Annotated in this window: 12 protein-coding genes and 1 pseudogene; 9 read left to right on the top strand and 4 right to left on the bottom strand. The window is 56.2% G+C overall.

Going from position 1 to position 15,024, the window contains the following annotated elements; all coding sequences use genetic code 11:
- On the top strand, positions 1-193 hold a 193-nt coding region (locus Q0510_RS00555; RefSeq protein ID WP_298707275.1), incomplete at its 5' end, for a hypothetical protein.
- Positions 194-227: 34 nt separating this feature from the next.
- On the top strand, positions 228-1,241 hold the full coding sequence (locus tag Q0510_RS00550; protein WP_298707273.1) for a hypothetical protein: 1,014 nt from the start codon (positions 228-230) through the stop codon (positions 1,239-1,241).
- Positions 1,242-1,326: 85 nt separating this feature from the next.
- Here the strand turns inward: Q0510_RS00550 and Q0510_RS00545 are convergent, their stop codons facing one another.
- From Q0510_RS00545 to Q0510_RS00535, 3 genes are all read right to left on the bottom strand, one after another.
- Positions 1,327-3,168, bottom strand: coding sequence for a family 20 glycosylhydrolase (locus Q0510_RS00545; protein WP_298707271.1), 1,842 nt, complete (start codon positions 3,166-3,168; stop codon positions 1,327-1,329).
- Positions 3,169-3,304: 136 nt separating this feature from the next.
- Positions 3,305-6,550 carry an AsmA-like C-terminal region-containing protein gene (locus tag Q0510_RS00540; RefSeq protein ID WP_298707269.1) on the bottom strand — a complete coding sequence of 1,082 codons (3,246 nt, stop codon included), beginning with the start codon at positions 6,548-6,550 and terminating at the stop codon, positions 3,305-3,307.
- Between the two features lie 341 nt (positions 6,551-6,891).
- On the bottom strand, positions 6,892-7,164 hold the full coding sequence (locus Q0510_RS00535; protein WP_298707268.1) for a DUF4242 domain-containing protein: 273 nt from the start codon (positions 7,162-7,164) through the stop codon (positions 6,892-6,894).
- 229 nt (positions 7,165-7,393) lie between these two features.
- On the opposite strand from Q0510_RS00535, the gene Q0510_RS00530 reads away from it, so the two are divergent.
- The 7 genes and pseudogenes from Q0510_RS00530 to Q0510_RS00500 all read left to right on the top strand — a co-directional run bounded on the left by Q0510_RS00530 (position 7,394) and on the right by Q0510_RS00500 (position 13,982).
- Entirely contained in the window at positions 7,394-8,014 is a 621-nt protein-coding gene (locus Q0510_RS00530; RefSeq protein WP_298707266.1) for a hypothetical protein, read from the top strand.
- Between the two features lie 12 nt (positions 8,015-8,026).
- A pseudogene (locus Q0510_RS24815) lies at positions 8,027-8,583 on the top strand (thioredoxin family protein).
- Between the two features lie 13 nt (positions 8,584-8,596).
- Positions 8,597-8,923 (top strand): hypothetical protein, encoded by a 327-nt coding sequence (locus Q0510_RS00520; RefSeq protein WP_298707262.1) that lies wholly within the window; start codon positions 8,597-8,599, stop codon positions 8,921-8,923.
- Positions 8,924-9,020: 97 nt separating this feature from the next.
- Complete coding sequence (locus Q0510_RS00515) at positions 9,021-9,308, top strand: zf-TFIIB domain-containing protein (RefSeq protein WP_298707260.1); 288 nt, start codon at positions 9,021-9,023, stop codon at positions 9,306-9,308.
- 18 nt (positions 9,309-9,326) lie between these two features.
- Positions 9,327-10,103 carry a TerC family protein gene (locus Q0510_RS00510; RefSeq protein ID WP_298707258.1) on the top strand — a complete coding sequence of 259 codons (777 nt, stop codon included), beginning with the start codon at positions 9,327-9,329 and terminating at the stop codon, positions 10,101-10,103.
- A 72-nt stretch (positions 10,104-10,175) separates the two neighbouring features.
- Positions 10,176-10,484 carry a hypothetical protein gene (locus Q0510_RS00505; RefSeq protein WP_298707256.1) on the top strand — a complete coding sequence of 103 codons (309 nt, stop codon included), beginning with the start codon at positions 10,176-10,178 and terminating at the stop codon, positions 10,482-10,484.
- Between the two features lie 270 nt (positions 10,485-10,754).
- A complete protein-coding gene (locus Q0510_RS00500) occupies positions 10,755-13,982 on the top strand; it encodes an IPT/TIG domain-containing protein (protein ID WP_298707255.1) in 3,228 nt (1,075 codons plus the stop codon).
- A 63-nt stretch (positions 13,983-14,045) separates the two neighbouring features.
- Here the strand turns inward: Q0510_RS00500 and Q0510_RS00495 are convergent.
- Positions 14,046-15,024, bottom strand: a 979-nt coding sequence (locus Q0510_RS00495) for a LysR substrate-binding domain-containing protein (protein ID WP_333863833.1), incomplete at its 5' end; no start/stop codon positions are given.

Here is a 15,024-nt window from a genome sequence, read left to right as displayed (position 1 = left end):
GCAGCTCAAACAGCACACTGATGCTTACTTCACAATCGGCCTCGCCAATGCGAACGTCGGTTATGTGCCGCCGGCCCTTGAAATGGACCGCGGCGGTTACGAAACCTGGCGCTGCCGGAACAGCCTGCTGGAAAGGGATGCGGAAAGCAGGATCGTTGACCGCATGCTGCAGCTTTTACAAAAGATATCCTGACCGAAACATAATTTTCATTTCAAACGATCAGCCAATGAAATACTCGTCGCTGCTAATCGCGGCCGCCATCGCCTTGCAGGCTTGTTCCGCAAGCAAAAAGGCCGTAACGGAAAACCAGGCCCCGGTTGTAAACAAAATCTGGGACCAGGCGCCACACAACGCATTCACGGATCTCATCCGTTTCAAAGGCGCTTTCTATTGCTCGTTCCGTGAAGGAGCGGGGCACGTATCCGGCGTGGGGGGCAAGGCCCGCATATTGCGCTCCAAAGACGGCAAAACCTGGGAAAGCGTGGCCCTGCTCGAAGTGAAAGACAGGGACGTGCGCGACCCGAAGCTATCCATCACCCCGCAAAACCGCATAATGGTATTGATGGATGTGGAAGCGCATGAAGGCAAGAAAGTCATCAGCCGCAAACCGCTCATCTCCCTGTCGGATGCCTCCGGGACTACTTTCAGCACACCGGAAGAAGGCACTGTAGATCCCTCCATCGCTTCATGGTCCGATTGGGTATGGCGGCTCACCTGGCATAACGGTACCGGCTATGGCATCCTTTACCAGTTAGACAAGATCTACCTCGTCAGCACCACCGATGGCAAATATTTCAGGCATGTTTCCCGGCTGAACCTGGACGGCGAGCCGAACGAATGCACCATCCGGTTCGACGAAAACGGGAAGATGTACGTCGTGATCCGCCGCGAAGCCGGCGACCAGATGGGCGTTATCGCTACGGCCGACGCACCTTATACTGCCTGGAATTTCTCGAAAATGGATCACCGCCTCGGCGGCCCGGATCTGTTGCTACTTGATAAAGAAACCCTCATCATCGGTACGCGCCAGTACAAGCCGAAGCACAGCATGGTGGTGCACGTGGCCGGCCCCGACGGGAAAGTGAGAAAAACGATCCCCCTGCCCAGCGGCGGCGACTGCAGTTACCCGGGCATGCTGGTATGGAAGAACCAATTGTGGGCGTCGTATTATTCGTCCCACGAAGGGAAATCTTCCATTTATATCGCTCAGATTCCTATACCAGTGCTAGAATACAAGTAATCCATTGCGTTCTCCCGAGTTCTCATAGACGTAAAAAAAAGCTGCCCTCTTCCGGGGGCAGCTTTTTTTGGGGGGGAGGTGAGTATTATTTCGAATTGCGTAATACAGCGGTAGCGCTCACTTTGCCGCGGAGCTTCCCCTGTTGGAAAACCGCCGCCCGGATGTTGACGGGCATTTCCACTTCAAAAGGCTGATGATAAGGGCGTGATGCCGCCGTGGGATCATCGCCGTTGAGGGTATAGCGGATCTCCGGCCGGTAGCTGTCTGTCTCCAACGTCACGATGGCCTTGTTGCGGGCGGAGTCTTTCTTCACGCTGAACGCCACATTATACGCGCTGGTGGCGTAGCCGATGCCTGCCTGTTCGTAGCGCTGGTATTGCGTTTCCATCCTGCGGGTGAAATCGTCCCACTGCTTGCGGTTTTTGCTGCTCCAGCCGGTTTCCGCGAGCGCGGCGGCCCGGGGGAAGGTCATATAGGTAGCTCTTTCCGGGCTGTGGATGTATTCGCACCAGATATTGGCCTGCACGCCGAGGATGAATTTGGATTCTTCGGGCGTGAGCTCTGCGGGAACAGGCTCGTAATCATATACTTTCCGGAGCGGAACAAAGCCGCTGATGCAGTAGGGCTCGAGGGAATGCTCGCCCTGGTAGTAGTCGAAGTGCATGAAATGGTTGGGCGTCATCACCACGGGGTGCAACAGCTTCGCCGCCTGTATCCCGCCCTGGGTGCCGCGCCACGACATCACCGCTGCGTTTGGCGCCAGCCCGCCTTCCAGTATCTCGTCCCAGCCGATGATGCGTTTGCCTTTCGACTGAAGGAATTTTTCGATGCGGGTGATGAAATAGCTTTGCAGCTCGTGCTCATCTTTCAGCTTGTTACTTTTGATCCTTTCCTGGCAACGGGCGCAAGCCTTCCAGCGGTCTTTCGGGCATTCGTCGCCGCCGATATGGATCGTTTGCCCGGGGAACAGTTCCGCAACTTCGCTTAATACGTCTTCCAGGAAGGTGAACGTCTTTTCATTACCGGCGCAGAATACTTCTTTCCGGATGCCCCAGTTAACCGGCATTTCGAATGGCCCGCCTGTGCAGGAAAGCTCCGGGTACGCCGCCAGCGCCGCCATGCTGTGGCCCGGCATTTCGATCTCCGGCACCACGGTAATGAATTTCGAACGGGCATAGGCCACCACTTCCTTTACTTCTTCCTGCGTGTAGAAGCCGCCGTGCGGCTGATGGTTGATGCGGTTATTGGTGATCTGTGTGCCGTTGCGCCAGGCGCCGACGGACGTCAGCCGCGGGTATTTCTTAATCTCGATGCGCCAGCCATGGTCTTCCGTCAGGTGCCAGTGGAAAGTGTTGAGCTTGTGCATGGCCATGTAATCGAGGTACTGTTTGATGTACGAAACAGGGTAGTAGTACCTGCCCACATCCAGCATCAGCCCGCGCCAGCCGAAACGGGGGCTGTCGGAAATCGTAACCGCGGGTAAAACCGGTTTTGCATGGGCTTTCGCGGGCAGGAGTTGCAGTAAAGTTTGCACCGCATAAAACGCACCTGCCGGTTTGGAAGCCGTGATTGCGGCGAGGCCCGGTTGCACCTGGAGGCGGTAGCCTTCATCGCCCAGCGTGTCGGATTGCAGCCGCAATGTAATGGCGTTGGATGTTGCGGTTTTGCCGGCTGTTACCTGCAGGTTCAACCCGCTTTGCCGCCGGAGGGCTGCCGCCAGGTCGCGGGCCACCTGCTGCAGGGTGTCGTTACCTGGTGCGGCAATGATCCGGGTTTGCGCGTTCAGCGTAAACTGGGCTTTTCCATGCTTGACATGCTGGGGAGCGGGAATAACGGCAATAGAAGTGTCTGCCGCAGGTACGGCAATGGCCGGTGCGGCTGTCAGGACGGCAATCAGCGACATCCCGATGAATGCTTTCATCTTCATGATCTGAAATAGGTGAAAATGCCGTGCACATTTGCAAGGGAATGCACGGCGTTGTTAAGGTAGGCACGTGCAAAATAGGCAATTATTCACCAAAAAAGAAACTCAAATTCAAAGGAATGGCAGAAAGAAGTTCACATCAGGATTTACTTTTCGCTTTTCCCAATCCCACCTTGAAATCGTCCGGTGTGCCGGTAACTTTGATACTCATGAAACGGACTTTCTTATCCGTGTCGCGGTACTCGATTTCATCCACCTGGTCCATATCCACTTCATGCTGCTTCTTCCCGCCGAACAACGCCTGGAAACCGACCTGCGTCACCATTTTCATGGGAACGCGCATGTAGTACTCCATTTTCAGGTCCAGCGACTGCTTGCCGGAAATTTCCATGAAACCCAGGGACGAGTTGATGTTCATGGCCGGAATATTAAGTACGCCGTTGGTGAAGGTGAGCTTGTTGCGCAGCGTATCGAAACGTACGTTCCGGAGGTTTTTATCTTTAAAATACCCTGCCATGGCCTGCATGGGCGTGAAGTCCACCAGGCTGCCGTCGTGGATCTCCACATCGAGCTCGGCCCTGGTGTCGTGCAGGATGGGCACGAAATCGGGGTGTATCTGCACATGGCTGCGGATATTGCCGGAAAGCCTGCCTTTGATATTTTTATTGATCACCAGGTCTTGCCCGAAATGGTCGAGCTTGATGAGCATTTTCTCCATGTCCACATTATTTACTTTGATGCGGCTGCGGAAATAGATCTTCTCCGGATCGCTGCCATTCAAATAACCCCGCATGCCCATGACGCCACCGGCCACTTTCATGCCCAGCGTATCGAGATGGATGTAATGGTCTTCCTGCACACGCAATTTCGCCGTTACCCCCTGCAACCATAAACGGTTGTACCGGAACCGGCCAATGTCTGCCTTCACTTCAAAAACCGGGAAAGGCACCTTGAAAATATTGAAAGCTTTCGCGTGGGCTGTAGAGTCGGCCACCATTTTGGTTTTGTTGGCCGTGCCAGGATTGGCGGCGGCGGCAGTTGCGGGCTGTGCAGTGAAGTCGTACCCGGCGAGCTGGTCGGCGTCGATGAACTTGCTGCGGAAGTATAAATAGTTCGTGCGGTTTTTGATCAGCGAATCTTTCCCGTTGAACAAACGGAAGCTGATGTCAAAATCACTGCGGCCGATGGCGCCTTTGAGCGAATCCACCTTAAGGATCTTGTTGGCGCCGTACAGGATGTTGCCGGTGATTTTGTCCAGTTGCAGGGCGTGTTGCTTCAGCGTCCCGGAAATATTGGCCAGCTTGATCTTCGCGAAGCGGAACGTGGTGTCGAACCGCAGATCCGCTTTGGCACGCAGCCAGATGTTGGCGCCTTCTTCCTTTTGATAACCTGGCGGGATCAGCTGGCGGCTCCTCGGCCCCAGGAGATCTTCCATCGCCAGCCGGGCCGACTTGAAATCGAACGCCACCATCGTTTTTCCTTTCTTTACCGGCTTAAACCACATAGCGTAATTGTTCACCCTGGCAGACATGCGGAAGTCGCTGGCGTCGATATTTCCCCGGAATTCCCGCAATGTCAGCGAAGTATCCCCGATGTGCAGCGTGGCGCCGATGTCGCGGAAAGCATGCGGATATTCCTTGAAAGCTGCACCGAGCTGGTGGAGCGTAAGCGTCCCCTTTGGCAGCGGCGCCGGGTTGCGCAGCTGGCGAACGGAGGTCGATAAAGACACATCCAGCCGGAAGCCCCGGATTTCCTCCGTGGCCTTGCGCGCCAGGGCCGTATCGGCCGCGAAGATGTCCGTCATCCGGATGGTATTGCTCCCGGCCTTGAGGCGCATGGTGACCGGCTTGTCCGGCGCATGGATCAGGGCGAGGAGGTCGCTGATGCTGCCGCTGGCGCGGAAATCGGAGCCGCCAACACGCAGGCCCAGCGTGTCGAGCACCACCTGCCCGTTGCGCATTTCGGCATGCAGGTGCATATTGCGCACGGGGTGCGGGTAACCCGGGATGCGGAACGACAGCCCTTCTACCGATAGCTCGCTCTGCACACCGTCTTTCAGCTGCCCGAGATATTGCTCGGGAAGGTCGAGGTCCGTCAGTTCCTTGACGTCCATATCGAGTTTAACGGTGCCGGTAATATGCTGCAGGTCAGGGATGCCGAGGAATTCTCCCACGAAGCCCAGCTCCAGTTCGGATTTGAGTTGAAGTACCACCTTGGGGTCGGTGAAGTCGCGGATCACGAAATTGCCCGCGAAGATCCCTTTGCCGGGGCGCGCCGCTACGTTCGAAAGCCGTATCTCGGAAGTGCGCAGCGAATGGCCTTCGCCGTTGGTGTATGTGCCCCGGAACCCCAGGCTGTCGACTTTCTTGCCCGCTTTCTGGTTGAGGAACCAGGCGTCCTCGCAGCCGAAAGCCACTTCGATGAGCGGCAGCGTGTCTTTGGCGAGGATGCCCTTGATTTTACCGTCGAAATAAATGCGGCCGTCGTAGCGGAAGGGCTCGAGCATGGCCGCGGCATCGCCGGGGATGAAAGCGGCGAGCAGGTTTATATCTGGCTTGTCGCCTTTAACGGTGAAATCGACCTGCGCGGGCGTACCCAGCGTGGCGGTGCCTTCCAGGCGGAAGGCGGCGTCCTGCAGGCGGATGCTGCCGGTGGGAATGCGCAGGGCGCGGGTGGATTTATTATAATCGGCGTGGATGTCGAGCACGAGGTGTTTATGGCGGAAGAAAGTAGTGTCTGCCGGACTGGTGGCATCCGCTTCCAGGTCTGCGTCGAGCCCCACGGACAATTCAGTTTCGTTGTTTTTGAAGGAGGCCGTCAGTTTGTCGATCTGGGATGTGATGCGCTGGCCGCTGGATTTATCGAGATAGGCGATGCGCATGTCGCGGATGACCATTTTGCGCAAGTCGATATCCAGCGCGGCGGAGTCCGCTGCAGGAGCGGAGGGGCGGGAAGATTGCACGGTCTTGGCTTCCACGATGTTGAAATTGCCGTTCCTTTCCCGCACCAGTTCCACGTACCCGCCTTTCAGGAACAGCCGGCGCACATGGTATTTGCCGCTGAGGAGCCCCGGGAGGCTGAAGCCCACATACAGGTGCTCGACTTCATACAGCGGCTGCCCCCGGCGCGATTTGTCGGGGAAGAAGCGCACATCGTGCAGCGCGATGGAAATATTCGGAAAGTTCTTGAACAGGGTGATATTGCTGCTGGCAACCGACAATTCGCCTTTGAATTGCTTGTTCAGCTCGGCGACGGCCATGGCGGTGATCCGCTGCTGCTGCGTATATAGTACGATGGCGCCCGTGGCAATGAGCAGCAGGAAGGCAGCCACGGTGATAATCAACACTCTAAAGATTCGTTTCTTCGGCGGTCTGAGCTTTGGCATGGTCCGGTTTCTCGTTTTAGGTACGCGATGTGAAGGCGCGCGTTATGCATTCTGCCGCCAAAATTAAAACATCTGCGTACAATTACATGTTAATGATAAGCCAAATATGTGACAGGGGGAAACGCGGTAAAAGTAAGAAGGATAAGGCAGAACGCCAAGCTGCTTATCATGATGGTGCATTGGGGGAGATGGCACGCGTTAACGCTGCCGCTGCGAATGTGCCCGCGCGGAGAGGGAAGCTGAGTAGAATGTACGCGGGCAAAGGCGCCGGATGGCGCGAACGTAAGTTGGAGCGGCAGGATGGCACCCTGCGCCGCGTATGGGAAAAGGATGGATGCCGGTCAGCCCGCCGTGGCGGGGTTGATCACCGATTTGATCTCATGGATCGCGGTGACGGGGAAGCCGCCCTGGCGCGCATGCTCGCGGATCAGCGCCTCGCCGGTAGACTGGTAAATACAGAAAATCTTGTCGCCGGTGACGTAGCTGTGCACCCATTGGATGTCTGGCCCGAGTTTGTCCAGCACATCGCAGGAGGTCCGGGAAACGGCCTTCAGTTCGTCGGGAGTCAGCTGCCCTGCTCCCGGCAGATCGCGTTCGATGACATATTGTGGCATAACGATGGTGGGGTTTGTTCCGCAGGCGCTAATAATGAATGTCCATGCCTGAATGATGCTGTCCTGCCTGCGAAGGTTGGTAATGGGAAATGATATAAATGTACGTAAAAAAGGCGCGCGGGGATGCGGCCCGTTTTCCTGTTAGTGAAACGTTAAAGACAAACCATTTGGGGTAAAAATCGTAAATTTGATATCGATTTTTGGGGATTACATTATTTGAAGTAGTTATATGATTAACGGAAACGAAGGATTGGACCATATTTCAGCACTCCTGCAGCAGGAACCGCTTTTGGTTTTTGCGCTGGAATCGGAAGCGGCAGGGGAATTTGACGCCTGCAAACCCCTCATCGTAGGGATCGGCAAAGTCAACGCCGCCTACCATCTCGCAAAATATCTGCAGCAAAACCGACCCTCGCTTATCGTGAACCTCGGTTCCGCCGGCAGCCATACGTTCGCCCGGGGCCAGGTGGTGTGTTGCACGCAGTTCATCCAGCGCGATATGGACGTGCGCGGCCTCGGTTTCCGGCTGTATGAAACGCCCCTTTCCGGTGAAGAGCCCGTGCTGCAATACGGGCTTTCCCTGCCCGGACTGCCGCAGGGCATTTGCGGTACGGGCGACAGCTTCGAGATGGACCACAAAACCGACGATTACAACGTCATCGACATGGAGGCGTATCCGCTGGCGCTCATCGCGCGGAAAGAAGGGATTCCCTTCCTATGCCTTAAATATATTTCAGACGGGGCCGACGGCAATGCCGCGGAAGAATGGCAGGTGCAGGTGCATCATGCCGCCGTCGCATTTAAAAAAATCATCGGGGGATGGCTGGAGCGATCCGGTATTCCTGCTTAAAAGAACAGTGACATGGACTTTGCGAATTACCTGCTGATTTTCGAGCACATCATCAACAACCCGGAGCCGCCCGCACCTTATAATAACCCGGACTATCTCAATTATGCCCGGCTGAACTGGTCGCGGCAGCAGCGCTGGTTCAAAACGGGTGTAATCACGCCCGGTATGCGCGATGCGATGGCCCGTATCACCCAGCCGCAGCATTGGGTGATCATCACCGAGCCCTGGTGCGGCGATGCCGCCACAACATCCCGTTCCTGGAGATGCTGGCGGCGCTCAATCCGCTCGTTACCACGGAATACCAGCTCCGCGATGCGGAACCTTTCCTCATTCAGCATTATCTCACCAACGGCGGCAAATCCATTCCCAAGCTCATTTCCCGCGATGCGGAAGGGAAGGACCTTTTCACCTGGGGGCCCCGGCCCGAAGCGTGCCAGGCGGTGTACGACCAGCTGAAAGCGGAAAACGCAGATTTCGAGACGATAAAGACAGAAATCCAGAAATGGTATAACGACGACAAGGGCCAATCCCTCCAGCGCGAGATGCTGGCCGTGCTCGCTTATGCATAATCCCGCCGCACATATGACCCCCGGCGCCCGGTTCCGCATCATCGTACTGCTGTTGCTGAGCCTCGTATCCGCCATGCCCGACGTGTTCCCCGACGGCGGGGGGCAACGGATGGTGCGGGTGCCCGAATCCATCCACCACGAAAACGAAATCCCCGAAGCGTGTAAAGTCAGCCTCCGGCTGGAAGCGGCCACGCGGCAGCAAAAGCAACACAAGCAACAACAGTTTTTCAGGAAATCGGCCGCCGTACCACTGTATGCGGCCTGCGAATCCCATTATACCGGCGGCGCCTGGGCGCGGCCTGCGTACTATAATTTCCTCCACAGGTTCAGCCTGTTTTGATCCTTCCACACTTTTCCCCGGATCCGGGGCGGCCCGATTTTTTCTGTATAAGAAGGAACGGGATCATTTATTTACGTAAATTATAAAACCTTATAAGATGAAATGCCCGAATTGCAACGAAACGTTGCTGATGTCGCAGCGTAATAATGTGGAGATAGACTATTGCCCCAATTGCCGGGGCATCTGGCTGGACAAAGGCGAGCTGGACAAATTGCTGGAGTACGACGAACGCCGCAGCAGCAGCAGCGATCAGCGGAGCTACGACGACCGCTCCCGCGAAGATCAGCGCCGGTACGACCACCGCGACAAGGATTACTACGACGACCGCCACAAGTATCCCAAGAAGAAAAAAGGATTCCTGGGCGATTTTTTTGATTTCGACTGAACCTGTAAACACCGATAAATGGAATTCATCTTACCCGACTTCGCCGACCTTGGCGTTTGGATCAGCCTGCTGACGCTGTGCTTCCTGGAGATTGTGCTGGGCATCGACAACATCATTTTTATTTCCATCGTGGCGGGTAAACTGCCCGAACACCAGCAACGGAAAGCCCGTAACGTGGGTTTGAGTCTCGCGATGGTGTTCAGGGTGGCGCTGCTGCTTTGCATCAACTGGATCATCGGGCTGAAAGACCCGGTGGTAGATTTCAAATGGATCAATGGTACGGTCATACCACTCAGCTGGAAGGACATTATCCTCCTGGCCGGCGGCCTGTTCCTCATCGTGAAAAGCACGCTTGAAATCCACCACAAGCTGCAATCCACCGAACATGAAGACAATAAGGCCAAAAAGGTGTACCAAAGCCTGGGCGCCGTTTTGTTCCAGATTGTGCTGGTGGATGCGGTCTTCTCCTTCGACTCCATCCTGACGGCCGTGGGCCTCGTGGAAAATGTGATCATCATGATCATCGCGGTGGTGGTGTCGATCATCATCATGATGTTGTTTGCCGGCCCGGTAACCCGCATCATTAACAAACAGCCTACGCTGCAGATGCTGGCGCTGACATTCCTCGTCGTAATCGGCGTGGTTCTGATTGCCAGCGGCTTCCACCAGGAAGTAAGCAAGAGCATCATCTACTCCTGCCTCGGCTTCTCGCTGATCGTGGAGTTGCTCAACATCAGGCTGAGAGGGCGGAAAGCGAAGTATGTGGAACTGAACACGACGAAAGACGTGGAATAATCCTGTCCGCAGATAAAACGAAGAGCCGCCTCACCAGGCGGCTCTTTTTTTTGCGCGACAACCACGATCCGGATGACAGCACCCACGATCCCGGCGGCGCGCTTCGGCACAAATCCGTACCTTCGCAATATGAGCGACACCCGAAAAACCCTCCCTGCAAAAGGCTCTTTCCATGAGCTGATCGTGGCGCTGTACGAACAGCAGCAAACGGCTTCCGTATTGTATGAAGACAACGGTGTAACCCGCGCAAACGGGCTGATCCGGGAATTGTTCGAGAAGGACGGCGAAAAATGGTTCCGGTTGGCCGATGGTACCGATATCCGCATCGATTCGCTGTACGCCGTGAACGGTACGTTTTCTTCGGATTATTCCGAGTGCTGATGCGTTTGTAAGCATTTTACATAATGGCTCCGGGATGATTTCCGGGGATGGATACTGTGCATGCCGCCGTATTTTAATTTGATGCCCCCCGCGACCGGGGGCTTTTTCATTTCCTCACATACCCCGGCTATCCCGTTTGCGGTTCCCGTTAACCCGGAAACACCATTGATTAATTCCACCAGTCATTTCTTTTCACGGATTTCCATCTTTGCTCCCGTTGGTTAACCGCAACAATTTTTTAATTCATCAACCCCCAAAAAAAAGATCCACATGAAAACGATCCAGAAGAAGCAAACCATTTCCCGGCGCAGGAAAACCATCGTTCCCGCACCCGTTGAAAACCACATCGTACCCGGAGAGGCCGACGATGATGCGCGGCTCATCAAGCTGCGCCCCGCGCCGCAACTGCTGGCAGGCCGCGTGGAAAACGCGAAGAAGCTGGAAGAAAAATTCAACAAGAAATTCGGCGGCAAAGTAGCGGTGAAAGTAGAATCCGATCCCGCACAAACCAGCGCCATGCTCGAACAGATCCGCCAGATCCGGCAACAGTTCGGCGTAAAACTGCTGACAGACCTCAGCCCCCTCGTGCTGAAAAAGCCGCTGTACAAGGTAACGGCCGGCTGGCACATGATCGCGTCCCCGAAAGCCGGTATCAAACTCAATGCGCCGGTTAAAGGAAAGATCAAGGCGGACACGGCGGTGATCATGGCCGGCACACTCGACCTCAGCAACACCACCCTCGAAATCGCCCCTGAAATCCACACGCTGATGCTCATCGCGGATAAACTCATCTGCGGCAAAAATGCGCTCATCACCTGGAAACATCCGCAGGGCAAACCCGCGCATATGCCCGACGACGCCTCGCTCGACGGACAAGGCTTCCCCGGCGTGGTGCTCATCCCCGGCACCGATCACGGCCGCGATGGTATGCCCGGCAAACGCGGCGATGCAGGCGTAAACGGCACCACCGGCCGCCCCGCGCCAAATGTGCAGCTGTGGGTGAAGGAACTGGTGAACGTACCCAATTTCGATCTCCGCGGCGAAGACGGCGGCACCGGCGGCAAAGGCCAGCGCGGCGGTCATGGCGGGAGAGGAGCCGACGGCAAAAGAGGCCGCGAATCCGTTGCCAAAACACGCTGCTGGATCAACCACGAAGCCGGTAACGGCGGGCATGGAGGAGACGGCGGTCCGGGTGGTAACGGCGGACAGGGCGGCAACGGTGGCGATGGCGGTTACGTCCTCATCGGCGTGCCCGACGGCATGCTGGAAAAATCCATCTCTGATAGCCCCTTTACCCCGCGAATCGATGGCGGAGACGCAGGCGATGGTGGTGTTGGTGGGGATGGCGGCCCCGGCGGCCGAGGCGGTAAATCCGGCAACATCGGCGCCTGCCGTACAGGGCGCGACGGGCAGACCGGCGCATTAGGCCAACCCGGCAAAACAGGGCCCAAAGGCAAATCCGCCGGCAGGAACGGGACACTGGAATTTTTCACCTTCAGCGAGGATGAGTGGGAGGAATTACTCAGCCGGCCTTTTATCACCGAAGTGGAACCGGCGTATACTTTCCCCGGCAACAAGATCACCATCAGCGGCACTGCTTTCGTAAAAGGCGATAAAGTGGTGATGGAGAACGCCGGCGTGCTGAAAGCTACCCTCAATCCCGACCAAAGCCTTACGGCTACAGTTCCCGCGAAAGCGAAAGCGGGCAGGCAGGTGCTGCGGGTGCTGCGCCAGTCCGATAATATTTACAGCAATCCCTATGCGGTGTGGGTGAAGCCCCGTATCGATAAAGTGCCCGACGTGCTGATCCCCGGCGAAGTGATGGCCATTACGGGACAGGGCTTCCTGCCCGGCGCGTATGTGCTGATCAACGGGAAGTCGGCCGTAACGCCCACGGTGACGGAAACGGCAGTGGCGTTCCTCGTGCCGAAAGACGCGGTACATATGCAGGCAGCCGAATACATCCTGCAGATCCACAATCCCGACGGGATGGTGAGCAATAAAGTGTCGACGAAGAAAGTCCTGGAGCTGGGCATTCCTTTCGAATACGGAAAGCACAATTTCGCATTCGGCAACTTCAAGGACGGAGCGCCTTCCTGGAAAGGGTTTAAGGAAACTTTCGGTACCGCGGAAGTAGTGTTTGAAATGTTCAGGAATGCACCGCTGACGGGCGCGTTTTACGGGCTGTATCACAAATACCTGCTCGGAGAAGCGAAGGGCGGGTATGCAACGGGATTCTGTACGGCGCTGTCGAGCATCGTGGCGGATAAGTTCTGGAAAGGCGACAACGATACCTATACCACACCGCGCAGCAAGCTCCACGCGAAGCTGACCTGGGTGCATGGGCGGCTCCTGAGCCGGGACAGCCTCATTCATTTCCATGACCAGAGCCGCAAAGGCCTGGCGATGGTGGAACAGACGGCCCGCGCGATAGAAACGGTGTTCAAGAAAGGCTGCGACGCGCACCAGGCGCCCCTGTTGTTCTTCATTCCTTCCGGCGCGATATGGGATAAAGGGTATGCCAGCAAGCTGGGGTCCACCCATTGCATCATGCCCTACAAATTCCGCTATCCGAAAGGCCACAAAGGCGCGAAGCTGAATGCGCAGAAAACTTCGACCGTCAACGACCTGCACGACGTGCGCCTGTATTGCTGGGATTGCAACCACCCGGAAAATCCGGATTGCTATATCCGCTTCCGGAATGAAAACGGCATCCTGCATTTCGATTATCACGTGGAAGATGCGAAGAAAAACCTGATCAAGGTTTCGAGCGCGGAAAAGATCACGCTGGGAAATATCAGCAACGGCAAGTATCTCTACAGCGATCATGACCTTCCGTATTCCGGTGTTTTCGGGCTGAAGGAATTCGTGGTAGACTTCCTGCTGAGCCCGGCGGACCTGGAGATTACCGACGCGGAAGGCCGTAAAACCGGCAATTTCAACGGGAAGCTGTACAGCAATATTCCCGATTCCATGCCCTGCTACCTCGTGGACGGTGCGTATATGCTGCCGAAAGGCGCGGAGCTGTCGCGCAGGATCGTCGGCAACGGCAAAGGCACGTATACCTACAATTCCATCCTGCCGGACGGTACCACCGTGAAGCTGGAAGGCGTGCAAACAAAGCCTGGGCAGGTAGACGTGGTGAAGATGAATGCGGACGCATCGCAGGTGAAGATCGCCATGCAGGAAGAGCAGCCTTTCTCCTTTACTTTTTCCAGGTTGGTGGGCGACCAGGTGCGCGCGCTGACGATCAGCGGCATCGCTTCCGGCGCAGGTAAGGAGTGCGAAGTGAACGTGGCGCCGGAGCTGGGAGAATTGCGCCTGGGTAACCGGAGCGGCGTGCGGAACGTGAAGATATTTGCGGCGTCAGCTTTGCTGACGGCGGTAAAGCCGGCGGAAAAGGAAGTGCAGGTAAGCATTCCCGGGAACCATACCCTGAAAATCAACATCAAAGACTGGAATAAACTGGATTTGCAGACGGCCACGGAGGCCTTGTAAGCCAATGCCGGTGTGAAAGTAAAATCCCCGTGGCGCCGGCGCCACGGGGATTTTTAATGCGTGTCAGTCAGACTGTTTTTTGGCGAATTTCATGAACAGCTGGGCGAGTTTATGTTGCTGGCCCTGGGGGTGGATGAAATGATATTTCCGGATGAGCTTGAATTGTTTGACAGGGAGCACTTTCAGGGCGCCGCTATCCAGTTCGGCCTGTACGGCGCGGAGGGAGAGGAACGCGGCGCAGGGGGCTTCGCGGAGGTAGGATTTGATGCCTTCTGAGCTGCCCATGTGCATGAGTACGTTGAGGTCGGTGAGCTTCAGTTCGAGTTTTTTGAGCTCGTTGACGATGACTTCGAGGGTCCCGGAGCCGTGCTCGCGCACGAGGAGCGGGATTTTTCGGAGGTCTTCGTTGGTGAGGGAGCCTTTCCCCGGTGGCTTGAAACGGGCGTTGCAGATGAGGGCGATCTCATCTTTGGCCAGTTCCGTGTATTTCAGCTGCGGGTTGCGGGAATGGCCTTCGATAATGCCCACTTCGATGTCTTTATCCAGCAGCGCCTGTTCTATTTGTTCGGTGTTGCCGTTGATGAGGGAGGTACGGATGGCGGGGTGCTCCTGGTTGAAGCGGGCCAATACGCCCGGGAGGTAATACTGCGCGATGGTGGAGCTGGCGCCGATGTTCAGGAGGCCGCCGGAGTCCTGCTTCAGCTGGTGGAGGTCATATTCCATGTTGCCGTAGAGCAGGAATATCTGGCTGGCGTATTGCTGCAGGAGCCTGCCGCCCTGGGTGAGCCGGATGCGGTTGCCGATGCGCTCGAACAATGCCAGCCCCAGCTGCTCTTCCAGCCCGTGGATGTGCTTGGTGACGGCCGGCTGCGAAATGAACAGCTCTTCCGCCGCTTTGGTGAAGCTGAGCCGCTTGGCCACCGTATGGAAAACTTTTAACCTGAAATCGAACATGCGGTAAAAATACGATTTGCAGGGCAGGAAAATAGGGGGAGGGTAGTTTAGGGAAAAAATGAAGGCCGTTAAAGACGGTGTGAGGACG

Origin of the sequence: uncultured Chitinophaga sp., from assembly GCF_937874145.1 — a bacterium.
Classification (GTDB): domain Bacteria; phylum Bacteroidota; class Bacteroidia; order Chitinophagales; family Chitinophagaceae; genus Chitinophaga.
The sequence above is the reverse complement of the archived record's forward strand: the minus strand, read 5'-3'. Positions and strand labels throughout refer to the sequence as shown.

Coding starts and splice junctions, on each gene's coding strand:
- Q0510_RS00550 (WP_298707273.1), top strand. CDS start 228: ATGAAATACTCGTCGCTGCTAATCGCGGCCGCCATCGCCTTGCAGGCT.
- Q0510_RS00545 (WP_298707271.1), bottom strand. CDS start 3,168: ATGAAGATGAAAGCATTCATCGGGATGTCGCTGATTGCCGTCCTGACA.
- Q0510_RS00540 (WP_298707269.1), bottom strand. CDS start 6,550: ATGCCAAAGCTCAGACCGCCGAAGAAACGAATCTTTAGAGTGTTGATT.
- Q0510_RS00535 (WP_298707268.1), bottom strand. CDS start 7,164: ATGCCACAATATGTCATCGAACGCGATCTGCCGGGAGCAGGGCAGCTG.
- Q0510_RS00530 (WP_298707266.1), top strand. CDS start 7,394: ATGATTAACGGAAACGAAGGATTGGACCATATTTCAGCACTCCTGCAG.
- Q0510_RS00520 (WP_298707262.1), top strand. CDS start 8,597: ATGACCCCCGGCGCCCGGTTCCGCATCATCGTACTGCTGTTGCTGAGC.
- Q0510_RS00515 (WP_298707260.1), top strand. CDS start 9,021: ATGAAATGCCCGAATTGCAACGAAACGTTGCTGATGTCGCAGCGTAAT.
- Q0510_RS00510 (WP_298707258.1), top strand. CDS start 9,327: ATGGAATTCATCTTACCCGACTTCGCCGACCTTGGCGTTTGGATCAGC.
- Q0510_RS00505 (WP_298707256.1), top strand. CDS start 10,176: ATGACAGCACCCACGATCCCGGCGGCGCGCTTCGGCACAAATCCGTAC.
- Q0510_RS00500 (WP_298707255.1), top strand. CDS start 10,755: ATGAAAACGATCCAGAAGAAGCAAACCATTTCCCGGCGCAGGAAAACC.